Genomic DNA, 24,122 nt, shown 5'->3' with positions numbered 1-24,122 from the left:
CACCTGCAAACGCAAAGCGGGCGGCCAGCCAGGGAATCCCGGCCGGCCGCCCGCCGCGCCAACTACCTACTTGCTCTGGATCTCGGCCAGGTCCGCGTGCTCGCGCGTGGCCCACTCCAGCAACTGGAGCAGATTCTGGTAGGTGTGGCCGGTGGCCTCCGTCATACCCTGCTCGCAGGTGCGGTTGACGGACGCGTAAGCCGTAAAGCCGTGGCCCTCGGCCTCATCCCGCGCCAGTTCGGCCGCTTCCTGCCGGGTGGCCGAGTGGTTCAGCTCGGGGTGCAGCATGCCGCGATCACCGGCATACCCGCAGCAGCCCCAGCCGACGGGGACTTCCGCATGATCGGCGACGGCGTCGCCGAGCTTCTGCAGCACGTCGTTCAGCCCCATGTGCGTGAGCGAGCACGTGGGGTGGAGGGCGAGCACGGGCACCTTCCGCCGAATCTTCAGGCGGGGCAGCAGTTCCTCCAGCGCGAACTGCACGGAATCCACAAAGCGGAGCTTAGAGAAGTCGCGCGTGTCGCCCGAGCCACCACGGCTACTACGTGACTCCGGGGCGCCTGTTACCGTGGTTGCGCGTGCTGCGGCGTCGTCGTGCCTGGAACCGGAGCCGCCTGCGGCCTCCGCGCTGCCGCTCCCAGCCCCGCCGCGAGCGGCAGAACCGCTCCTAATCGCCTCGGCGACCGTGTTACGCATGACCATGAGCCCTTCGGTGCAGGAGGCGGCGTCGCACACGATGGGCAGCGTGCCGCCGCGGCTGGCGGTCCACAGTGCATCCAGCACCTTGTCACTCATTAGGTGGTAGCCGTCCAGCATGCCCTTGGACTTCCATGGGGTGCCGCAGCATAGTCCGGCGATGCCGTCGGGGATCTCATACCGGATCCCGGCCCGCCGCGCCAACCGTTCTAGGGCTGCGGAGGCATTCATGCGCTTAGCCTCCCCGCGCCCATTCACGCCGCCAAACATGGAATTCACGCAGGCGGGGAATAGTACGAAGCTGGGCTCGGCGTCGTGGTGCGGGCGCCGAGCCGTGCCACCCCGCGGAAGCTGCGATGAATACTGGGGTACCAGCTCGGTGGGCAGCACCTTGCGCGCCAGCTTCGTGACCGTCGTCGGTAGGGCGGCAGGCAGTGCGCCGGCGGTGGACAGCGCTCCGCCCAGCGTCCGGTTCGCGGTGCTCCAGGCGCCCACCATCGCGGCCCAGGCCTTGTTTCCAAGTGCGGAGGAATCCTTGGCCCGCAGTTCGCGGATGAGATCACCGGTGTTAATACCCACGGGGCAACGGGTGAGGCACATGCCGTCTACCGCGCAGGTGTCCTCGCCGTCGTAGCGCCAGTCCTTGGCCAGTTCGTTGTAGGTATCCGTGTCTCCACGCATCTTCGCGGCGGCCATCTCACGGCGGATCACGATGCGCTGGCGTGGGGTGAGCGTGAGATCGCGGGACGGGCACACCGGTTCGCAGTAGCCGCACTCCACGCAGCGGTCTGCCACCTTTTCGATCTCCTCGGCCACCTTGAGGTGCTCCACGTAGAGATCTGGATCATCGGTGATAATCACGCCGGGGTTGAGCATGCCGTGCGGATCGGCGAGCGCCTTTACGTGCCGCATCATCCCGTACAGCTCCGGCCCGAACTGACGCTCCACGTAGGGTGCCATGATGCGGCCGGTGCCGTGCTCGGCTTTGAGGGAACCATCGTGCCCGAGGATGAGATCCACCATGTCCTCGGTGAAGCGGCGGTAGCGCTGCAGCTTCTCCGCGTCCCGGAACTGCTCGTTGAGCATGAAGTGAACGTTGCCGTCCTTTGCGTGCCCGAAAATGACGGAACCCGGGTAGTTGTGGTCGGTGAACAGATCCGAGAGCTGCTGGCAGGTTTCACCCAGCTCCGCCACCGGGACGGCCACATCCTCGAGGAGTGCATTGGTGCCGGTGGGGCGGGCGCCGGCCACGGCCGCGTACAGGCTATTGCGGGCGGCCCATAGGAGGGTGCGCTCCTTCGGGTCCGACGTCATATCCACCGGAGAATTCAGCGGCATGCGCTCCAGGTGCGGGCGCGCCTTAGCAAACCGGTCCGCCAGCTCCGCCTCGGATTCGCCGGTGAACTCCACCAGCAGCGCGGCCTGCTCGGTTACGTCGATCTTGGCGAGAGATTCGGCCACCGCACCGCTGCGCTGGGCCACCTTGATGGATGTTGCGTCTAGCAGTTCCGCGGTCTCGAAGCCGTCCGCGACCAGCTGCGGCACCGCGGAGGCGGCGTCGATCAGGTTGTTGAACACCAGCAGTCCGGTGGACACCTTCGGCTTGATCTCCAGCGTGTTGAAGGTGGCGGAGGCAATGTAGGCGAGTGTCCCCTCGGAACCAATGAGGAGGTGGGCGAAGATATCGATGGGTTCCTCATAATCGAGGAACGAGTTCATCCCGTAGCCCATCGTGTTCTTCATCGTGTACTGGTGCTCGATTTTCTTTACCAGCGCCGGCTTGGCCAGAATTTCTTTACGAATGCGCAGTAGGCCGTCAAACAGCTTCGGCTCCTTCGCGCGCAGCTGGGCATTGGCGTCCGCATCCGCGGTGTCAATCATGGTGCCGTCGGGAAGAATAAATACCAGGGAATCAAGCGTTTTGTACGTGTTGAACTGGGTGCCGCAGTGCATGCCCGAGGAGTTGTTGGCCACCACGCCGCCCACGGTGCACGCCGCCGAGCTGGCCGGATCCGGCCCGAGCTTCCGCTTGTAGCGCGCCAGCACGGCGTTCACCATTCCGATGGTGGCGCCCGGTTGTACGCGCACGCGCGCCCCGCCGTCCAGCACCTTGATGCCGCGGAAGTTCTGCCGCGTATCCACCAGCACCTGATCGGACTGCGCCTGGCCCGACAGCGACGTACCCCCGCTCCGGAACGTCACGCCCATGCCAGTGTGGAAGGCGGAGCGCATAATGTCCGCCACGTCCTCCGCATTTTTTGGCTTGACGATGCCCTGTGGAATGAGGAGGTAGTGCGAGGCGTCGTGTGCTTTGGCCAGCCGGTCAATGCGCCGCACCGTGGTGGGGATGGGACTGATGGCCTCGCCGTTGAGGTCCTGTTCAAAGCGCTCGAAATCCCGCGAATATGGGGCCAGCGACACTGTGATCGGCGATCCTGCCCCGTACGGGTGTGTGTTCATGGTCATATTGCCAAGGTACGTGGCGCGGACCGTAGCGCGGATTTGTGCGCGCAATCTGTTGCATAAACCGTGCATTCGACGCCGTCTCTCCTGCCTGGTTTCCGTCTGTTCCCGACGTCGTTGTGGTCCGTGCTTCCGGGGATCCGTTTCCGACGACGCCGCGGCGGGCGCGAATCGACCTGTCCAGCATGTGCACGCGCCGCGAGATAGCGGACAAATGGGGGTAAGAAAGTGTTGAGGATGCTGTACCGGCAGGGCATAGAGTGAATAGGGGACTGCCCGCACCGTGACGATGCGGCCTCCTCTCATCAATAGCCTCACCACTATTGAATCCACGCAATGAAAGGAAATCCCATGGGCGACAACGAAGGAATCGCCTCCACGCCACCTAATGCGGGCGATGGCGAGCGATCGGACTCGGCGCAAACGAATCCAGCACAGGTGAACCCAGCGCAATCGGAAGAGGCGGTTTCGCAGCCGCCGGTATTCCAACCGCAGGGCACCCCGCAGCAGGTATACGGGCAACCGGGAACCCAGCCCACCGCCCCACTCCCGCCTCAGCCGGGAGGCTACGCGCAGCAGGCGGGAAACTATCAGCCCACGGCACCGCTGCCGCCGGCCTACCAGCGCACGCAGCCCCTCCCGCAGCAGATTGGTCAGATGCCGCAGCCTGGCCAGCCCACCGCACCCTACCCACAGCCAACGAACCACGCCGCGCCTTATCCGCAGCCGAACCAGTTCAGCGGCCAGCCGGGCCAGCACCCGGCCCAACCTGGCCAGCAGCCAGGTCAACCGGGCCAACTCGGCCAGCTGGGCCGCCCCGGCGTCGCCGCAGGCCCCTCAGTTGGCGCAACGCTCCTGGCCGCGCTTAAGGCTCAATTCGTGGTGCTGGCTCGAGTGGTGAGCGGCAGGCCGCTGGAGGCGCTGCACGAAGCCTTTGCCACGCCCCACTTCTGGTGGGTGAATGCGATTCTGCTGGGGCTGCTCCAGGGGCTGCTCGGACCGTTTATCACGGCCGCGAGCATCCGCGCCGTGAAGTCTCAGTTCGGCGGCGGCACCTACAATATGAGCCTCTCCTTCGGTGCAAACGTGGAGATTTTTCTTCTCGTGGTGGTGGTGAGCGCGATCGGCTACTTCGGCTTGGCCGGCGTGATCACCCTTGCGTTGCGCGTACGCGGCGCTCAAACTCCCTACGGTGACGCACTGCGGATTGTGGCGGCGGTATCCTCGCCGTACATCGCCTACTACATCCTGGCCGACCTGGTCTATGCCTTCACGTCCTCCGCTGGCTTAGCCGTCGTGATGGCGGTGGTGCTCGGCGTGATCGCACTGCCGCTGTTCTTCTTCCAGGTGTTCACCGCATACGTGGGTATGAATCGCGCGGCGCGGCTCACCCGTTCTCCGATGCTCCCCATGGTGCTCGGTTGGAGCGGCGTCATCATCCTTCAGGTAATCCTTCAGGTACGGGTGGCCATGGGCTGCTGGAACGCGGTGGGCATCAACACCGTCTCCAGCCTGCTCTAGGGGGAATCATGACTAGAAATGCAAGTGGAAGTGGGCTCTTTCGCGGTGTGGCCGGACTTGAACGTGCCGGCGGACATACCGGCCGTCCCCTTCCTCAACGCGTCAAGCAGCTCGCGTTGGCCCTCCTCGTCGTGCTGGCACTCGTGCTCCTCACGGCGTGCGGCGCGAAAGTGGACACCAAACTCACGCTCGATGAAAAGGGCGCCGGCTCGCGCGTCATGACACTCACCATGTCCACCCAGGACGCGGCGGATGCGACGTCGTCGGACACGGGATATATCCACGGTGGCATGGACGCCGTGGACGCCTCGATTAAGCAGCACGTGCCGGCGGGGCTCAGCTACTCGGGGATGACGAACGACGGCACCAACTACACCGGTACCTTTACGCTCACATTCAGCTCGATCGCGGACTACCAGGAAAAGGCGGCCGCGCTGCTGGCGGCGTCGGGCGATGATACGGAGCCGACGGTTTCGTTCTCAACCGGAGATAACGGCCTCCTCCAGGGTGACTCGCTGAAGGAGAACTTCACCTCTCGTGATCTGCTCGCGTGGCTACCGCAATACCTCGTGGCCGACGGCGTTGTGGACCAGGAGAATGAGACACTCGTATTTGATTCTCCCGGCTCAACGGTGGTGACCATCGCTGGCAAGGAGTACTCCGCCTCGGATACGGATTCCGCGAGCGTTGATGACGCGAAGGACTACACGTTCAAGTACGTGGACGTGACGCTGGATGTGAAGGAGAACGGCACCTACGGTGTGGTCGTTGTGTACACGCCCAGCTATGACGTGAACGGTCCCGCGCAGGAGGCACAGCAGACGTTCCTCAAGGGCGCCACGCCGGAGGGCGGGACACGTGCGGACGTGTCCGAGCAGGATTCGCCCCACGGCACGGCCGGCTACTCGATTTCCTTCGACGCCGCCGATCTCAAGGCCGCGCAGGCGGGGCTCCGCACGGCCCTGGGGGATGACTCAGCCACGCTGGCCGTCAAGGAGAAGAAGCCGGACGCACAGGCGCTGACGATCGGCACGGACTACACGGTGCACGTGAACGCCGCCGGCGTAGTGTCCAGTTCTGACGATCTTGCCGTTCACGTGGTTGCACCCGCCGGCTGGACGTCCGCGGATGGTAGCGCGAATGATTCCGGCCGCACCGAGGTGACGCTGGATGGCGGTGGGACTGCTTCCTTCACGCGCGGCGTGTCGGTCAGCAAGCTTACGGCCGATCTCTCCATGGACCTCAGCCGCAACCTGACCAGCGAGTACCAGTTCACGGTGCCGCAGGAGGATGCGGATGCGTTCGGGGACGCGATTCCTGACGCGTTGAAGAAGAGCACGGGTGCGGACGACGTCGAACAGGACAGCGACAAGAAGAACGTCACCTACACGGTCTCCGTGGCCGGCACCAAGGGGAAGGATACGGTCAGCGATTTGTTGACCATGAACCTGGGGCTGGCGGATTCGTCGGCGGCCGGGCAGCTGCTGCAGCCGTATACGCAGCTGGGGCGGACAATCGCGGATTACGCGATTGTCTGGAACGTCAATGTGTATGACCTGGTGCCGCATGCTTCTGTGGGGAGCGTTGAGGCCACGGTCACCCTTCCGTTCGGCAACAGGTTTGATGCGGATAAGTCCAATGCATCCGGGTGGACCATCAAGGGCCGCACGGCCACGTTCAAGGCCGGGGATAGCTCGGATGGTTCCGGCGACGCCGCGGGCGACGGTGCGTCGGGTGGCTCGAGTGGTTCGGCTGCCGCGGGTGGCTCGGATACAGCTGGCAGTTCATCTGACGGTGGCGCTTCGGCGAGCGGTGATACTGCGGGCAGCGCCCTTAAGGCAGTGGATGGTTCCATTTCGCTGATTGCTGCTGGAAACGGGATCACGCTCATTCCGCTCATCATCTGGGGTGTGGTGGCGCTACTAGTTCTCGCGGCCATTGTGCTGGTGCTGATCTTCCGCAAGAGGATCGCGGCTGCCCTGCGGGCGGCGAAGGTAAAGCGGGCTAACGCTGCACAGTTCCAGGCGGATGGCGCCGGGGCCGGTACTGGATCCGGCGCTGGGGCTGGGCAATTTGGCGCTGATACCGGACAGGTTGGCGGCTCATTCGGTGTGAGCGCTGGTGCAGCTGGTGCTGGCAAGGCCAGTGCCACGCAGGCGGGTTCTGGCCAGCCGGGTGATCAGTCTGCGGCTGGTTTCACCGGTGGGTTCGGTACTGGGGCTGCGGGGGATGCCGCGGGTAGTCCAGGCCAGGCGCGGCCGTGGCTGCCAGGAGAATTCTCCGAATCTGAACTGATCTAGAAAAAGTGCAGGCGGGGGGCACGCGGCAATGCCGCGTGCCCCCTGTGCTACCCGACGGTTAGTCTCTGGCGCACGGCCGATTCGAGCCTCGTGGGAAATGGCCCGTGCTTTCTCGTTCCCGCATGCCGGCCTTTGGGACTTGTGGGAGTGGCCCTCGGAAGCTGAAGAGCGTCGCCCGAGCTCGGGCCCGGGCCACTGGCGCTGGTCTTGTGGGGAGTGGTGGCCGGTATGATCGGAGAAGCTCAAATACTGGAGTGGTAGGGCCGGTTCCCACCGGCCTTACTCATTCGCGGCGCGTTTTTAGCCGCTGACACATGCGAACGGGGCCCGAGATTTGAACTGCCCTGCTCATCGGAAAATTACTCAGTCCAACAAACAGGAGCAGTTCATTACTCGGGCCCCGGCGTCGTCGTTAGTAGTTACTGCAGCTTGAACTCCTGGGAAACGGGCTGGGCCTCGTTGTCAAAATCGAAAAGCGGCGTTGCTTCAACTTTTACTGTTGCCGCTGGGTCGCTCACCACGAATGCCTGCGTAACAGTTGCTGTAGCACCGGGCTGGATTTTCTGGTGACTTGAATTGCTGTCATAGCCCTTTGGATCGGTGGTGTAGATCGGGAAGTTGTCAAGCGAAGTGCCGTTCTGATAGGCCTGCACCTCTAATTCGGTTAGCATGTCATAGGTTTTATCGGTGTTATTCGTCACGGTATAAGTGAGAATAGCAGTGGGTTTCCCTTCATAATCGTTCGGGCCAAGAACCATGGATGTGTAACCGATTGCGACACCTCCGTCATTACCGGATGCGGTGTCGGTGGCGGCCGGAGAGGCTGCCGGGGGCATTTTCTGCTGCTGCGCTGCTGTAGGTGTCATCGATCGCCTTGGAAGCTGCGTCCAGTGCCTTGCTGTAGATGGATTGCGTAATGAGCACGCCCGCGATCGAGACGACTGAAAGAATTAGGCCTGCCAGGGCCATGCCGAAGCCGCGGCGCTTGGTCGGGTTCTTCTTTACCATGACCATTGCGATGATGCCGAATATGAGGCCCACAATCGCAACGATGAAAATGATGTTATTGAAGATCGGTACCCAGCAGAGTAGTAGGGTGATAATTCCGAGCACCAGGGCTGTGATCGCCAGACCGCTGCGCTTCGGCTGCTGGTTCTGTCCGTACTGGGCTTGCTGGCCGTACTGAGGTGCCGCACCAAATTCGGGCTGCTTAGCCGCGCCGTCGGCGGGCTGGGTGCCGTCGCCTACCCCGGGGGGGGAGTAGGAATATTGTTTTCAGGTGTGGACATGAAGGTCCCTTCAGAAACACCAGGCATGAGATTTTGGGCAAAACGCGGTGGTGATGCTCGGATTCTCGTGCCTGGACGTGGATATTTACACAGTGATTATAACTGTTGTGAGTTATGTACGTCGAAAATTTTCGCTATTCAGTCGCTTACTTTTGGCAGTGTGTGGATGAGACGGCGGGTGAGCGGCGATGGGGCAGTTGGGTGGCAGACCAATGTGGGTGGATGTGGCGGCAGTAGTGGGTGGATGGGCCATGCGGGTGTGTTGAGTTGATGGTTTTTTGTTCAGTTGACGGAAAACTTCCGGTTTGGAGGCCTGTGAGGGGCGGAAAGCGGAAGTTTTGCGTCAACTGAAAAGTTTTCTGCGGTTTCAGCGGGTCACGCTGGCCGGCAAGCTCCGCTCAGCGGGGGATCCGAGCCCGGTGGGCTCCCTAGTGGGTATAAGAGCCTGGACAGGTCTCTCCAGTGGGTAATCGGGGTCAGGGTGAGCCCGTGGTTGGCGGAGAGTGGGGGATTCGAACCCCCGATGCGGATAACCGCATAACGGTTTTCAAGACCGTCTCATTCGGCCGCTCTGACAACTCTCCTGCTGGGCCATCTTAGCCGAGTTGCATCGATCCATGCGGAGTGGAGCCCGTCTCGATGGCGGAGAGCAGTGTGGGCACGACGCAAGGCACACGCACCGAAGTGTCGGACCCGTTACGCAAGATAGGCGCTATGGACAGCTTGTGTTCAGCGAGCGTCGATACAATCAGCCCTGACGCATCGCCGAGGCGGTGCTTGGCTCGATTCCACGAGGTAAGGAGCATCATGAGCGATATGCCCAATAGCGAAGCGAACGCCGGGCCCGCGGATTCGGGAGCTACCGGTTCGGGCGCTGCCGGCTCGTCCGCCACAGGTAGCGGGTCCCTCCCGTCCTACCCGGGCACCACCGCATACTCGGGGAGCTCGCCCTACCCGAACGGTCAGAACTACCAGAATGGTGCGGGCTACCAGGGTGTTCCAACCGGCGGCTATTCGGGTGGCTCGGCGCAGTATCCGCCCTATGTGGCCGGCCCGGTTTCTGCCGCCGGTCCGTCGTCGTACCAGTCCGGCCCTGCTGCGGGACCTACGTACCAGCCGGGTTCGACGTCGTACGGAACCGGTTCCGGGTACGCCGGCTCCTATAGCGGCTCCGGTTACACGGGTACCGGATACCAGACCGGCCAGGCGCCCCAGTACCAGCCTGGTTCAACGCCCCAGTACCAGTCCGCCCCGGCACCCCAATCCGGCCCCACCTACCCGGGCGCGCCAGCACCGTATCCCCCGGCGCCTTATCCGCCAGCCCCCGCCTACCAGCAGCCCTTCTACTATCCGCCGCTGCGTGGCCCGAAGTGGGACGTGGACCCCTCCACCCCGCAGCGTGGCACCGTTTCGCCCTGGACCGCCATGGTGCACGTGTTCACCAACCTGGTCCACGGCCGGACGGGCACGGGTTTCGCCTGGGCGTTCGCGGGCCGCAACTTCAGCTGGATCGCGTTCGCTATCGTGGTGGCGGTCGACGCCGTCGCGGGCCTGCTGGCCGGCGTCATGTGGAGTGTTAAGGCGGATTTCGATCCCACCCTGGCTCCGCTTTTTGACGCTTTTGCCGGTTTCACTCCCGTTACCGGCATGCTCTACCTGGGGTTGGGGCGGGTCGCGGCTCTGCTGCTCATTGCCCTCGCCGTGTTTGCGACACTTCGCGCCCAGCACGTGAACGTGACATATACGGATGCGCTCACTATCTGGATGGGAGTCATGGCACTGATCATCCCGCTCGAGGTTGTCCTGGTTGTTGGGGCTAGCATCCTGGCTGCACTGGCCGCCCTGGTTTCGCCGTCATTGGCGGTGATTCTGGGGGTATTGGCCGCGTTCGCTGAGGTCGCCATCATTATCTGGGGCTACGTGGTGGGCTATCAGGGTCAGCGCTGGTACTCCGGCACGTCCCGCCCCTTCGCCGGCGCCTGGGTGGGCATGCTGGTGGCTGCATGGGTGCTCAACGGCGTTGTGAATATGGCGCTGATGTCCATGCTCAGCATCGAGTAGGGGTCCGGGCCCGCGTTTCGTGGCGTGGTATTCCGACGACGCCGCCACCCGCGCGTCCGGCATTCCCGCGGTCAAGGTATCCGCCGGTATCCGCCCCGCATGTTGCCGGTGGCTAGGCGCGCTGTAGGAGGGCCTCCAGTACGATCGCGGCGCCGTCGTCCTCAACGGTGGCGGTCACTAAATCCGCTGCGTCCTTCACGTAGTTCCGTGCACTGCCCATCGCAATGCCGAGGCGTGCCCACTGAAGCATGGCGACGTCGTTCCCGCCATCTCCGACAGCCACGGTGGCGGTGGGGGCCACCCCGAACTGGCTGCGTAATTGCTCCACGGCGCTGGCCTTTGTGACGCCCGCTGGACTCACGTCGAGCCAGGATGGGCCGGAGGCGGCGAAGAGCGCGCCGGTGAGGTGCTGCGCGGCGATGGCTGACAGCATGGAGGGTGTATCCAGTACCGGATCCACCACGATCATGCGCATGACGTCCGGCAGCGCCAGGCCGGAATCGGGTTCCTCAAGATAGGGCGGTTCCACCAGGTAGCCGGTGGTGAGCCCCGGGGAGACGCGGCGCAGGCCGTCGATGGGTTCCACGGCCAGGAAACTGTGCGGCAGCGCGCGGCGCACCCCCTCAATAGCGCGTACCAGGACATCCTGCGGGAACGTGTGAAGATTCGCCACATGGTGGGTGCCATCCGGCACGCCCGGCGTGGACACCTCACGCACGGGCACGCCGGGAATACGGGTGGAGCCGGTAAAGAGTGTCTGCGCCCCATTCGAGCACACCAGGACGGTGGAATCGAATGGGAGCATATCCAGGATGAACTGGGCGGCCTGCCGTCCGCGCCCGGTGGCGATGACCACGTGCGTGCCGGCGGCCAGGTGATCCGCGATGGCCTGCTTGACCCGCCGAGATATGGTGCGCTGGCGTGGAAAAATAGTGCCATCCACGTCCAGGCACACCTGCAGGTGCGGGCCCGCCCCGGGGATACCGGCGACGGCGAACGCCTCACCCACCCGAGCCAGTGCCTGCGCCCGGGTGGGAGGTGCGGTGCGCGCCGAGGGATCCCGCATATGGCTTACTTGGCGGCCCCGGACGTGCTGCCGGGCTTGGCGCCGTCCTGCTTGCCCGCGCGCTTAATTGGCGCCACGCTCTCAATCCCGCCCAGGTAGGGCCGCAGCGCCTTAGGAATGTAGAGCGAACCGTCAGCCTGCTGGTGGTTTTCCAGCATGGCTACCAGCCAGCGTGTGGTGGCCAGCGTGCCGTTGAGCGTGGCCGCCTGGTGGGTGGAGCCATCCTCCCGGCGCTCGCGAATACCCAGGCGGCGCGCCTGGTAGGTGGTGCAATTGGAGGTGGAGGTGAGCTCCAGGTAGCGGTGCTGGGTGGGTAGCCACGCCTCGCAATCAAACTTCTGCGCGGCGGAGGAGCCCAGGTCCCCGGCGGCCGTGTTGATAATGCGGTAGGGGAGCTCCACTTTGGCCAGCATCTCCTTTTCCATGGCGAGGAGCTTCTGGTGGCACGCCACGGAATCTTCTTCGCGGCTGTAGACGAACATTTCCACCTTGTTGAACTGGTGGACGCGGATGATGCCGCGGGTGTCCTTGCCGTAGGAGCCCGCTTCGCGGCGGTAGCAGGCGGACCAGCCGGACAGCTTTTCGGGGCCATTCGAGAGGTCGAGGATTTCGTCCTTATGGAATCCGGCCAGCGCCACCTCGGAGGTGCCCACCAGGTACTGGTTGTCCGCCGGCAGGTAGTAGATCTCATCGGAGTGCTCGCCCAGGAATCCGGTGCCGGACATAATGTCCGGGTTGACGAGCGTGGGGGTGGTCATCACGGTGAAGCCGTGCTCTTCTGCCTGGTCCCAGGCCATGGTGAGGAGGGCCAGTTCCAGCCGTGCGCCAATACCCGTCAGGTAGTAGAAGCGGGAGCCGGACACTTTTGCGCCGCGCTCCATGTCCACGGCGCCCAGTCCTTCGGCCACATCCAGGTGATCTTTGGGGGTGAAGCCCTCGGCCTCGAAATCGCGTGGCGTGCCAATAACGTCCACAACCTCGTAGTCGTCTTCGCCGCCAGCCGGCACGCCGTCAAGCACAATGTTTTCGATGGCCATATTGGCCTTCTTGTAGGCTTCTTCCGCGGCGGCCGCCTCTGCTTCGAGGGTCTTTACTTCCACGGCCAGTGCCTTGGCCTTTTCCAGGATGGCGGGGCGTTCTTCCTTGGACGCCTTCCCCACGGAGCGTGACACCTCCTTTTGTTCGGCCCGCTTGGCCTCAAACGTTTGGAGGGAGGTGCGCCGGGCGTCGTCGGCGGCCAGCAGCGCGTCCACGCTGGCGGGGTCATTGCCGCGGCGACGCTGGGACTCGCGTACAACTTCGGGGTTTTCCCGGACAAAGCGAATATCTAGCATGGGTTCAGCTTACGCGGGCTGGGCGGTCTTCTGTGCGCCGGAGAACGCAGATTTGTGGTGCGGGGTGGGCACGCACTGCGTGGGATGAAGAAGCGCAAGCGTGGTATCTGCCCAACGCGGATATATCTGGGCCACAAGTCCCCTAAAATAAGTGAGATATATCACATTTGGGGTGGTTTCGTAACTTTCTGCGGGGTGTCGCAAACATTCTCTGTTGTTAAATCGGACGCCTCATCGGCTTAAAGCCGCACTTTCGCGCGGGGGGGGGGCTCCATGCATAAATACACTTCACACACAGTCTTAACAGTTGAAAATTTAATAATTTTAAAATAACCATGTTGGTTAATTTTGCATTACCTCCCCACGTACTTATACCTGTATATATCAGCAAAAGAGAAGGACTAACGGACTAAGTGATTGTAATGCCGGAGTTGTGTAGATGGGCTCTTGCCGGAAAGGATATGGAATGAAGCGCCTGATACATGCGAGAACAGTGACGGCCCTGGTCTTTGTCTTTGTGCTTTGTGGGGCTCTGATTGCCGGCGTTGCTCCGCTCAGCGCGTCCACGGCGGACCCTGTGACGTCCTCCCAAGGGGCGCAGGTCAGTGCGGCGGCTGCGCAACTGTCTAATTCGACGTCGAACGGAACGGTCAAGCTGACCATCAGTGCCAGCACTACCTCGTTGCCGGCGGGCGGCGGTGACGTCACCTACACGTATACGGTGACGAACCTCGCCACCCATTCGATTTTCCTCGACGGTTTCTCTGATAACCGCTGCGCTCCGGTGGATATCAAGGACGCGGGCGATCTCTCGGTGGGTTCAGGCATGCTTGCGGCGGGCGGGACGGTTACCTACACGTGCACCAGCCGCGTCACCGTGACCACCACAAGCACGGCCACCCTGCGCTACAGCGATTACCATGCAACGAATATTCACGGACAGGTGCAGGCGGCCGTCACCGTAAGCATCGGCAGCACGTCTGGTGCCGCCTCCTGCAACACGCTCTGGTTCGGGTCCGGCCAACGGGCAAACGGGGACTTCGGGCGCGTGGGCACGATTGATCCGACTACCTACGCGGCCACCAGTAAGTACACCATTGACCGATTGGTGGATCCCACCCCCGGTACGAACGAAACCATGACCACAACGGGTACCGCGGCACTGGCGGTGGATCCTCTTGACCCCACCCAGGTGTACTTTGCACCCCGCTACGTGTACCAGGATGGCAGTTATGACATGGGCGGCTTGCACGCCTACAACTCCGTCACGAACACCGTCAGTGATCAGCTCACGCTCTGGCGTGATACTCCGTTTACCGTGCGTATGGGTGTTGATGCTGAGGGCACCGAATGGATCGTGGACAACCAGGGAGCAATCTGGAGGCACGCGCGCGGGGGCACCAATTGGACCGGTGGTGCCGTGCTTTCCACATCGAACGGCTACACTTTCGCGCCTAACCAGGCCATGACGTTGGCGTCCGGCGATCTCGCTTTTGACGGCCTGGGCAATATGTGGATCATCGGCTCCCGACAGAGTGACGGCACCGCTTTCCTCTACACGGTGTCCAAGGAGTCACTGGCATCCGACGAGCCCAAGGCACAGTTGGTGGGCTCCATGGGGAAGGGCGAGTTCAACGGCATTGCGTTCATGGAGGATGGAACGCTGTGGGCCTCTACACGCGATGTAGACAAGAACGGCAACGTAACGGGCGGTTCAAAGCTGTGGCAGGTGAATAAGGTGACCGGCAAGGCCACGCAGAAGGCCGCCTACTCCAACTTCCAAATTGAGGATCTGGGCTCCTGCGCCCTCCCGAAACCGGAGCTCGCTGTGGAGAAGACCGCGGCGCTTGGGGATGGCGTGGTCACCTACACCGTGACCATCTCAAACCTCGGTCAGCTGGAGGCTACGGGTGTGCAGCTGGTAGATGATCTCGCCGCACAGGGCATCACCTATATTCCGGGCAGCACGAAGATGAATGGCCAGACCGTACCGGACGGTGCGGGCGGGCAGTTCCCCTTCGCCTCCGCGGCGGATGTGCACTCGCCGGATACAGGGTTTAGCGGGCTGGTCACCACCGGCACGAGCGGGGTGCTCACCGTTACTTTCGATACCAAGCCATTCGCGGGTCAAACGCACGTGTGCAACCAGGCGACGGCTACATTTGTCGGTGCCCTCGCGGTTGTAAAATCTGACGATCCCGCCGTTCAGGGCGGCGCTGATCCCACCTGCTATGACGTAAAGAATCCGCAAATCGGTATCAACAAGTACGCCAAAAATAATCAGGTAGTCGCGGACGGTTCGCCCATCACCTACTTCTACCAGGTGTCCACGGATCCAAACCAACCGAAAGGTATGGAGCCGTATGACGCGGCGTCGGACACCTACGGTGCATACCCCAGCCCGGCCAAGGAAGTCGGTGCCGAGCCGCTGAAGAACGTGACGGTCACGGATGATAAGTGCTCGAATGTCCAGAGCGTTACGGACACAACCGGGTACAACGTGGGTGATCGCAATGAGGACGGACTGTTGCAGCCCTCTGAAGTGTGGCTGTACCGGTGCACCACGGATGCCGGCGTGAGCGAGGACGTTACAAATACGGCTACCGCTAACGGCGTCGGCTACTTCTCCGGCACACCGGTGACGGACGCGGACACCTGGACCGTTCACCCCGCCCAATTCGCCGTGCAGAAGCTGGCCCAGGCCGGTAGCGGCTGGAACGAGACGGGCAGCGCCATCGAGGTGACGAACGGAGCGAACGGTCCGCAACTTGTTGCCACCTACCAGGTAACGGTTACAAACACCGGCCAGGTATCCGCGCCGCATCCATCCGTGACGGATACGGTGGCGGTGCCGGACGGGCTGACGGTGGCGGATATATCCGTTAATAACGCGGCTGTTCAGATCGCACAGTCCGGCCAGGCGGCAACGTTCACCATCCCGGCAAGCGCGCAGAGCCTCACGCCGGGAGCAACCACCACGTACACGGTGAGCGTCACCTACCGGGTGACCACTCCGGCGTCGACGGACTGGAACAAGCTTGCCGAATGCACACCGGGCCGTGGCCTGCACAACAGCGTCACGCTGGACGGTGACACGGATGGCACAGCCAACAATGAGGCGTGCGTGCCCGTCACTCCGCCCAGCCTCAGCTTCCAGGTGGCCAAGCTGGGCACGAACTGCGATACCAACCAGCCCACATGCGCGCTGCCGGGCGCGGCGTTCGCGCTCTATGACGCGGATCCCAGCACGGGCGCAAGTCCGATTGCCAGTGAGCTCACGGCGGATAGCACCGGGGCCGTCTTTACGGCGGCGGGGCTCACCCCGGGTACCTACTGGGTGGTGGAAACACGCGCACCCGCGGGCCACAATCTGCTGGCCACACCGGTGCAGGTGACATTGGACTTCTCCGGCGTACATACGGAGGCTCAAGAGACGGCATACGTGACGCTCACGCAGCCGTACACGCTGGAGATCGTTGACCAAACGCCCATGGCGTTACCGCAAGCCGGCGGTGACGGCGGGTATGGGCGCTGGGCCTGGTTGGGGGCCGCGCTGATGGCCCTGGGGGCCGGGCTAATGATGAGGAACTTCCGATCGGAACGTTGATGGCTTTCGCCGCTGCGGCATAGCCGATCGGGACCGGGTAATCCATGAGTAGGAGAAACTGATGAAGTTCACAGGAAAGGTAGCCTCGCTGCTTGCGGCGGGCGCCATGGTGGGCGCGTCGTTCTTTGCCGCCGCGCCGGCAATGGCTGACACCACGGATCAGGGGAGTGTGAACGGTGTGTCGCAGCAGGCCGGGGATCCGGCACTGATCAACGATGCCGCCTCCACGCGACTGACTATTACGAAGTATCTCGGTGACACCACGAACCTGCCCAACAACGGCACGGTACAGAATATGACCGGGCGTGATTCCCTTTCGGGCGTCAACTTCGATGTGTACAAGGTGAGCGGAGTAGACCTCACCACGAATGCGGGGTGGGAGGCGGCCGCCAAGCTGAAGGGCGCCAATCTCTCCACTGCCTCGAGCGGCACCATCACCGCCACGGATGACACGGTCTACACCGTGACCAAGGAGGGCACGGTGACCACGGGCCAGGATGGGACGGCCACATTTGATGGCGGCGTTGCCCTCTACGTGGTGGTGGAGAACCTCGCCTCCTCCAGCCCCGTCAACAACGCCACCGGCAAGCCCGTGACGGCCGGCGAGCTGACCGGTGCGGCCCCGTTCCTGGTGACGCTGCCCATGACGAATCCGGACAATCGGAACTCCTGGATGTATGACGTCATGGTGTACCCGAAGAACCAGCAGGCCACCATCACCAAGCAGGTGCTGGACGGCAATGTGGGTACGTCGGGCCAGGACGGCTACACGGTGGGTCAGGATCTCACCTACCGCATCAAGACCTCCATCACGGCTACGGATGCAAACCAGGACAACACGGTGAATGGTGCGGACCTGGGGTACTACTACATCAATGATCAGCTGGATGCCACCAACCTGGATTACAAGGCCGCCACGCTCTCCGTGGTGGACGCCAGCGGTACGCAAGTGGCAACGCTTACGGAGGGTACGGACTACAACCTGACGTCCGACGGCGATCGGGTCCAGGTGTCCTTCACCTCCGCCGGTCTCAATGTGCTGGCTGCTCACTCCGGCAGTTTCGTGCAGACGGACATTGTGGCCACGGTTGCCGCTGTTCCAGGCTCCGGGCTGATTGACAACACGGCCTACTTCGAGCCGAACAACAGCTACTGGACCGATCAGGGCACCGCGGCGCCGACGCCGGGCGACAACCCGAAGGATGAGCCGGAGAACCCGCCCACGTCCAACACGGTGACATCCAAGTACGGCGATATTGTGCTGCACAAGATCGGCGAGAACGGCGTTGCTCTGAAGGACGCTGAGTTCAAGGTGTACCGCGCCACCAAGGACGCCTCGGGTGCCTTCACCTGCGAGACTCTTGGTGACACGGCGATCGCTACGTCCACCACGGACGCCAACGGTCTGGCTTCCTTCAAGAACCTCCAGCTCTCCAACTGGTACAACGACGGCGAGACCTCCGGCGCAATCACGGACGCCAAGGACTTCCACTCCTACTGCCTGGTAGAGACGAAGGCGCCCTCCGGCTATCAGCTGCTGGCCGATCCGATCGAATTCGATCTGACCGTGGCCGGCACGGTGACGGATCTGAGCACGGCGTTCGCGGATGCCGAGCGTGATGCGAATGCGAAGGACAGCGCGGGCGGCAACATTGAGGTTGTGGATCAGCTCGATAACCTCGGCAACAAGCTCCCGCTGACCGGCGGTCAGGGCGTGGCCCTGGTGTCCGCACTCGGCGTGCTGTTCATTGCGGGTGGTGTGGCCTACTACGTGCGTTCCAGCCGGCGGCGGCAGGACGCCTAACAGATAACTACGGTTGCCGTAGTTAGCGCTGTGGGGCGGGGAGCAGTCCTCGCCCCACACGTGTGCGGTCCCGGGCCGCGCGGGTGCTTCGGTGATTCGCCTACGCGCTTATTGCGGGTCGGTACGACGCCGGGGCGCGGCGGTGCTGGGACGTTCCCGTACCGGAGCGGGCAAGGTGAGGAGGAGTAGTGCGGAAGAAAAAGGGAGTATCGCGGCTCATCGTCACGCTGTTGCTCCTGGCCGGCTGCCTCATCACCATCTGGCCGGTGGGTGAAACGCTTCTCCATGACCGCACCCTGACCGGGAAGGCTCTCACCTACGAACGTGAGCAACGGGTGAGCGGGGCGGCGTCGGCGGAGTTTAAGGCCGCGCAGCGCTACAACGCGCACCTGGATCCGAGGCTCCTCACGGACCCGTGGGGCGAGTCCAGTGACGTGACCCAGACGCCCGCGTACGCCGAATACCTCACCCAGCTGGGCGGGACAGATCCGATGGCCACGATTGTTATTCCCAAGATCGGCGCGAACCTGCCGATTGTGCACGGCACTACCGCGGCCGCACTGAAAACCGGGGTGGGGCATTTCTTCGGGAGTGCTCTGCCGGTGGGCGGGAAAGGTACCAACGCGGTGCTGGCCGGGCATCACACGCTTCCCGGATACACATTCTTTACCGGGCTGGAGGAACTGGCGCCGGGTGACGATTTCATGATTCACGTGGCCGGGCAGGTGCTCACCTACCGGGTGGTGAGCACGAAACTCATTCGCCCCACCGAGCTTGACGCCGTCGCGCCCGTGCCCGGCAAGGACCTGGTCAGCCTGGTCACGTGCATTACGCCCAAGGGCGGGCCGCTTAACTATTACCGGCTGGTGGTACAGGGGGAGCGTATTCCCACCCAGGGCGTGGCGGATCTTGGTGCGGACTCGGCGGTGAGTGTGCCGAGCGGCGTCAACATTGAGCAGTGGATGTGGCCGCGCATCGCGATTGCGGGGGTGGCCCTGGTACTGCTGGCGGTCTTTGCGGCCTCCTGGGTGCGCCGCGATCGGGCCACGCGCCGGGGCGGTGCGGCCAGCCGCGCGTCTAGCAATACCGCACCGGGCACCACAACTCGCGTTACCGGTGCGGGACCGGGCGGGGCGACGTCGTCGGGGATACAGCGCAACGAAAGGGAGCAGTAGATGGCGAAGCATATGGCGTCCGAAACTGTTGCGGCACCGCGAGACGCGAAGGGGAAACGCCGGGCGCGCCACTTCGTGATCCCCGTGCTCATTGTGCTGGTGGGTGTGCTTCTGCTGCTGTACCCGGTGCTGTCCACGAATTACAACAACATGCGTCAGCACCAATTTGCTGAGCAATACTCCACCCAGAGTGCCAAACTCAGTAATGCGCAGCAGGACGCGGAGATCAAGCGTGCCCAGGAATACAACGGGCGTATCTCCGGCGTGCCGGTGCTGGACCCCTACCTCCACCAGGTATCCGGCGATCCAGAATCCGCGCCGTACCGCGATTACCTGAGTCAGCTCAACCTGCTGGACATCATGGCGCGGGTGCGGGTGCCCGCGGTAGGGATTGACCTGCCTGTGCGGCATGACACCAGCGCGGACGTGCTGGCCACGGGCGCCGGGCACCTGTACGGCACGTCGCTGCCGGTGGGCGGGAAGGGGACGCACGCGGTGCTCACGTCGCACACCGGGCTCTCCACGGCCACACTGTTCGACAACCTGGACCAGGTGAAGAAGGGCGACGTCATGTACGTGGACGTGTATGGCCACACGCTCGCCTACCAGGTAGACCAGATCAAAGTGGTGCTACCGACCGAACTTGGTGATCTCAAGCCCGTGGCCGGCAAGGATTATTTGACCCTGTTCACGTGCACGCCGTACGCCGTCAACACACACCGACTCCTAGTGCGCGGGCACCGGATTCCGTATGACCCTGCGGCCGATAAGAGCGCGCAGGCGGCCGCGGGCGGATTCCACCTGCAAGGGTGGATGTGGTGGCTGCTAGGCGGAGCTGCCGCGGGGATAACGGCGGCCAGCTACATGGTGTGGCGGACGCGGAAGAATGGGAAGGCGGCGACGCATGCCGACGGCCGGGCCGAGTTGCACGAGGCGGCTAGCTGAGGGCGCGGGCTCGGCGGCGAGGCATGGGCGGCGAGGTGAATGGTCCGGCCGCGAGCGAAACAGCGCGGCGCGGGCGAGGACGGCACGCATAAGGCGGTGAGTCTAGCAGCGGCGTGGCTAGTGGCGGCAATCTTAGCGGCGTCGAACCAAAAGCTGTCGGAACCCTGCCGTATGCTTGCGGCATGACCACGTGGATCGCCTTTATTTCGCTCGTTACCGCGGTTGCGGCGGTGCTGGGTGCCTGGGAGAATCACCGCGCGCTTCGGGCGGCGCGGCGGCGGGTTGATGCGCTCGAACATCTGGTGGGCGGCGCGGATGAGGGCGGCGCGGCTGGCGGTCGGAACGGGGTGGCCGCTGGAAAAGAGGCCGAGGCCGGCCCGGTGGTGGTGATTTATAACCCGGTGAAGGTGACGGACCTCGGGGCGCTCCGGCACACGGTGGAGGCCGTGAGCGCGGCGGCGAATTTGCCGCACGTGGAATGGCTGGAAACATCAGTGGATGATCCGGGTGCCGGGCAGGCTCGGCGTGCTGTGGCGATGGGCGCCTCGCGCGTGATTGCGGCCGGTGGGGATGGCACCGTGCGCGTGGTAGGTGGTGTACTGGCCGGCACCGGCATTCCGCTGGGGATCGTGCCGGCGGGGACCGGGAATCTCCTTGGGCTCAACCTGGGGCTTCCCGCCGGGCTGGAGGAGCAGGTGGCCACGGCTGTGACGGGGCGGCCGTGGGCTATTGATGTCGGCTGGATCGAGGCCGTGGAGGAACCGGCGGATACGGTCCAGACGGAGCGGCTGCGGCGGCGCGTCCAAAAAATTAGGCGGCGCGCCGCGGAAATTGGTGTGCCCGAACCCGAGGCCGGGGGCAGTTTCAGCGGGCGTGAGCCATTCCTGGTGATCGGTGGGCTCGGATTTGACGCACGGATTATGGCGGAGACGGATTCAGACCTCAAACGGCGGGTTGGTTGGGTGGCCTACGTCATGACGGGCCTGCGTAACCTGCGCGGCGAATCGATGCGCGCCACCGTGACGCTGGGGATGAATGCGCACGGCCCCGCGTACGCGGCGGAGAGCGGGCGCACGGGCAGTGCGAGGGAAGCGGGTGCTGGGCAGGGGCGCTACCGTTCCATCCTCTTCGCCAACTGCGGCACGCTACCCACGGGCCTTGCTCTGGTGCCGGATGCACGCATTGATGACGGCTGGTTGGATGTGGGCACCATGCGCGTCCGCGGGGGCCTGCTGGGCTGGGTGGAGCTGGCCCGGCAGGTGCTGGTGCGGGCGGTCGGCGGGCGTACGCGTGCCCGGGACCTGGCATCTCTACGCTTCCGGCGCACCAAGTCCGCGCGCGTGGACACTGAGGAGTTTGAGCCGATTGAGGCCGACGGCGATGTGCTCGGCTTTGCCCGCAGCGTGCGGGTGAGTGTGGACCCGAGTGCCCTGGTGGTGATGAGCTAATGGTGAAACGCCTGTGGCTGTGGATAGTGGCGCTGGTGGCGGTAGTAGGCGGTGCCTGCGTGCCCGCGGGATCGGCGCGGGCGGACACCAATGGGGCCGGTCCCGTGTGGATCATCGGTATGGCCGGCGTGACCTGGGCGGATGTATCTGAGGCACGTACGCCCAACCTTGCTGGGCTACTGGCAAGTATGTCCGTGGCGAATATTTCCACGCGCGCGCTCGCGAATGGCACGTGCCCGGTGGCGGGCTGGCTCACGCTGTCGGCTGGGGAACGCGCGGCGGCGTCCGATGGCTGTACGGACGCCTACACGAAGTCCGCGGGGGCAGCCGCGGTTACAGGTAATAAGGAGTCCGCGTTCCACGCGCAGCTGGGTCGGCTGGTTGGCGCGGCAGAGAACGCACGGCTGGTCGGTGGCTTGGCGCCGTGGCTTGCGGCCGGGGATTTATCCGCTGCTGGCGGGCGTGTGACGGTGGCGGATTCGGCTGGCTTGAATGCGCCGATCCCCACCGATTCTGGGCTCGCTGAGGCGCTGGGCGGCGCGAGTGAACAGCTGGTTGTTGCCGACGCCGGTACGGTCACCACGCCCGGGTCGGCGGCCGCCCCGGAGGATATCCGATCGGCTATGGCGGAAGAATCCGCGGGCGCGCAGGCGTCGCCGAGCGTGACTGCGCCGTCCGTTTCGAAAGCTACGGGCGCCGGGAGCAGCGCGACGGCGAGTAACGGTTCGGAGCGCGCGAGTAGTGCGGCTTCGGTACGGAGTAGTGCGGCTTCGGCGCGGGAGAAGCAACTGGCCGCGGTGGATGCGAACGTGGGGGCGGCTCTTGCGGCCGCTCCCGGTAACGCGACGGTTCTGGTGGTGACCGTGGCCGGCGTCGGCCAGGAGCGCTTGGGTGTGTTCGCAATGAGCGGGCAGGCCGGGCTCGCGCGGTCTACCACCACGCGCACGGCCGGACTGGTGACTCTCACGGACGTGACAGCCGCGGCGCAGGCCGGTCTAACCGGTGGTAGTTCACCGATTGCGGCTACCGGACAGACGTCCACCCGCGCCGCGCTGGTGGACGCGGACGTGCATGCGGCGCTACTGCATGGGAGCTACTCCGCACTGTATGCCGCGTGGGGAATCCTGGCCGTGGGCATTGTGCTGTGGGGCATCGCCCGGATTGTGCGGCGCGAATTTGGCGACGGGCGGCAGGGCTGGGTGCAACTTGCCGTATTTGCATCGGCGGTACCGATAGCCATGCTGCTGGTGAACCTCGCCGGCTGGTGGCGGTTTAGCCGAGCCGCACTGGGGCTGTGGGCCGGCGTGGCCTTCATTGCCGCGATCATCGGGCTGGTGGGGCTGATGAAGGCGCGGCCGGCACACTGGGTGGCCGCGCCGGTGGTACGTATCGGTGCCGTGACCACCCTGGCCATTGGGCTGGATGCGCTGGTGGCTGGTGTGTCGGGGCGGCCCGGGCTCATTATTACGGCGGTGCAGGGGGCACAGCCGACGGTTGGCGGCCGGTTCTATGGCGTCTCCAACCTGGTATTTGCTCTTTTTGCCGCGGGCAGCATGGTGGCCGCCGGGGCGCTGGGCGAATGGATTGCGTCGGGGAGCCTCGGCTCTCGGGTTGGTGCGCGTGCGAGTGCTCTCACTGGTGCGACGGATAACGCTGGTGGTGTAGGAGGTAGCGACGGCCCTGCGGTAGGTGGCGCGGGTAATGCGGTAGGTAGCGAGGGCGATGCGGCGCAAGTCGGCACCAACGGTGGAGATAGCGTGGGCCGGCGCCGGCTGGCCGGCTGGGTGGTAATCGCGCTTGGTGTGGTCACCGTGCTGATTGACGGCCTGCCACAAATTGGCGCCGACTTCGGTGGGCCACTACCGCTGGTCATCGGATTTGGGCTGCTGGCGCTCTACACCTGGCGGATTCCGCTGAACTGGTGGCGGTGTGCGGTGGTGGCGCTCGCGGGCGTGGCCAGCGTGGTGCTATTTATGCTGACGGATCGGGGCGGCTCCAGCCACGTGGGCCAGTTCGGCACCGAGGTGGCCAGCGGCAATTCCGGCGCTTTGGCCACGATCTTTCGCAAGCTAGAGGCTGCCATGTTCGGCGCCCCCTGGCCGTGGGCGCTCCTTATTGCCGTGGTGATATTGGCGGCGATCGTGGTGGCGGGAGTATGGGTGTCCAGGCACGTGGACTTCTCGCGGCGCACGCCCGAGCTACTCATGTGGGAGCGGCCGGAAATTCGTGGCGGCGTCAGTGCCGCTGCGGTGGCACTCCTGGTTGCCAGCTTCACCAATGACTCCGGCTTCATGATCCTGGCCATGGGCATGTCCATCATCCTGCCAGCGCTGTTCGCGTGCGTGGAGCGGGAGGCTGTACTCATGTCGCAGCGAGCAGCGTTGCGGCCCCGGAGGAGAACGGCACGGTGAGG

General features: G+C 64.1%; 14 protein-coding genes and 1 tRNA gene. 9 read left to right on the top strand and 6 right to left on the bottom strand.

The window, feature by feature from the left end; translation table 11 throughout:
- Positions 1–66: 66 nt before the first annotated feature.
- Complete coding sequence (locus EIH27_RS06310; RefSeq protein ID WP_206424897.1) at positions 67–3,162, bottom strand: FAD-binding and (Fe-S)-binding domain-containing protein; 3,096 nt, start codon at positions 3,160–3,162, stop codon at positions 67–69.
- 348 nt (positions 3,163–3,510) lie between these two features.
- Between EIH27_RS06310 and EIH27_RS06305 the strand changes: the two genes are divergently transcribed.
- The gene (locus tag EIH27_RS06305) at positions 3,511–4,680 is read left to right on the top strand and encodes a Yip1 family protein (RefSeq protein ID WP_124040035.1); all 1,170 of its coding nucleotides are present in this window, start codon (positions 3,511–3,513) and stop codon (positions 4,678–4,680) included.
- 8 nt (positions 4,681–4,688) lie between these two features.
- Positions 4,689–6,980 carry a hypothetical protein gene (locus EIH27_RS08065; RefSeq protein WP_124040034.1) on the top strand — a complete coding sequence of 764 codons (2,292 nt, stop codon included), beginning with the start codon at positions 4,689–4,691 and terminating at the stop codon, positions 6,978–6,980.
- A gap of 419 nt (positions 6,981–7,399) precedes the next feature.
- On the opposite strand, the gene EIH27_RS06295 is transcribed toward EIH27_RS08065, so the two are convergent.
- The 3 genes from EIH27_RS06295 to EIH27_RS06285 all read right to left on the bottom strand — a co-directional run bounded on the left by EIH27_RS06295 (position 7,400) and on the right by EIH27_RS06285 (position 8,853).
- On the bottom strand, positions 7,400–7,846 hold the full coding sequence (locus EIH27_RS06295) for a DUF5067 domain-containing protein (RefSeq protein WP_124040033.1): 447 nt from the start codon (positions 7,844–7,846) through the stop codon (positions 7,400–7,402).
- Positions 7,770–8,105 carry a DUF4190 domain-containing protein gene (locus EIH27_RS06290; protein WP_277424097.1) on the bottom strand — a complete coding sequence of 112 codons (336 nt, stop codon included), beginning with the start codon at positions 8,103–8,105 and terminating at the stop codon, positions 7,770–7,772. The genes EIH27_RS06295 and EIH27_RS06290 overlap by 77 nt, the downstream gene beginning before the upstream one ends.
- Positions 8,106–8,763: 658 nt before the next feature.
- Positions 8,764–8,853, bottom strand: a tRNA-Ser gene (locus EIH27_RS06285).
- A gap of 223 nt (positions 8,854–9,076) precedes the next feature.
- On the opposite strand from EIH27_RS06285, the gene EIH27_RS06280 reads away from it, so the two are divergent.
- Complete coding sequence (locus tag EIH27_RS06280) at positions 9,077–10,330, top strand: hypothetical protein (protein ID WP_124040031.1); 1,254 nt, start codon at positions 9,077–9,079, stop codon at positions 10,328–10,330.
- Positions 10,331–10,442: 112 nt separating this feature from the next.
- Here EIH27_RS06280 and EIH27_RS06275 read toward each other — a convergent pair whose 3' ends face one another.
- Both EIH27_RS06275 and serS read right to left on the bottom strand, forming a co-directional pair.
- On the bottom strand, positions 10,443–11,396 hold the full coding sequence (locus tag EIH27_RS06275) for an HAD family hydrolase (RefSeq protein WP_124040030.1): 954 nt from the start codon (positions 11,394–11,396) through the stop codon (positions 10,443–10,445).
- A gap of 5 nt (positions 11,397–11,401) precedes the next feature.
- Positions 11,402–12,730, bottom strand: coding sequence for a serine--tRNA ligase (gene serS, locus EIH27_RS06270; RefSeq protein ID WP_124040029.1), 1,329 nt, complete (start codon positions 12,728–12,730; stop codon positions 11,402–11,404).
- Between the two features lie 466 nt (positions 12,731–13,196).
- Between serS and EIH27_RS06265 the strand changes: the two genes are divergently transcribed.
- The 6 genes from EIH27_RS06265 (at position 13,197) to EIH27_RS06240 (ending at position 24,120) form a co-directional block, all read left to right on the top strand.
- The gene (locus tag EIH27_RS06265; protein WP_164461615.1) at positions 13,197–16,337 is read left to right on the top strand and encodes a SpaA isopeptide-forming pilin-related protein; all 3,141 of its coding nucleotides are present in this window, start codon (positions 13,197–13,199) and stop codon (positions 16,335–16,337) included.
- 61 nt (positions 16,338–16,398) lie between these two features.
- Positions 16,399–18,141, top strand: coding sequence for a SpaH/EbpB family LPXTG-anchored major pilin (locus tag EIH27_RS06260; RefSeq protein WP_124040188.1), 1,743 nt, complete (start codon positions 16,399–16,401; stop codon positions 18,139–18,141).
- A 188-nt stretch (positions 18,142–18,329) separates the two neighbouring features.
- Positions 18,330–19,316: a class C sortase gene (locus EIH27_RS06255; protein ID WP_124040027.1), complete on the top strand. Its 987-nt coding sequence runs from the start codon at positions 18,330–18,332 to the stop codon at positions 19,314–19,316.
- Positions 19,317–20,261 carry a class C sortase gene (locus tag EIH27_RS06250; RefSeq protein WP_124040026.1) on the top strand — a complete coding sequence of 315 codons (945 nt, stop codon included), beginning with the start codon at positions 19,317–19,319 and terminating at the stop codon, positions 20,259–20,261.
- Between the two features lie 182 nt (positions 20,262–20,443).
- The gene (locus EIH27_RS06245) at positions 20,444–21,709 is read left to right on the top strand and encodes a diacylglycerol/lipid kinase family protein (RefSeq protein WP_124040025.1); all 1,266 of its coding nucleotides are present in this window, start codon (positions 20,444–20,446) and stop codon (positions 21,707–21,709) included.
- The gene (locus EIH27_RS06240) at positions 21,709–24,120 is read left to right on the top strand and encodes a hypothetical protein (protein ID WP_124040024.1); all 2,412 of its coding nucleotides are present in this window, start codon (positions 21,709–21,711) and stop codon (positions 24,118–24,120) included. Before EIH27_RS06245 ends, EIH27_RS06240 begins: the two co-directional genes overlap by 1 nt.
- Positions 24,121–24,122 lie beyond the last annotated feature (2 nt).

Origin of the sequence: Neoactinobaculum massilliense (assembly GCF_900604955.1) — a bacterium.
Lineage (GTDB): Bacteria > Actinomycetota > Actinomycetes > Actinomycetales > Actinomycetaceae > Neoactinobaculum > Neoactinobaculum massilliense.
The sequence above is the reverse complement of the archived record's forward strand: the minus strand, read 5'-3'. Positions and strand labels throughout refer to the sequence as shown.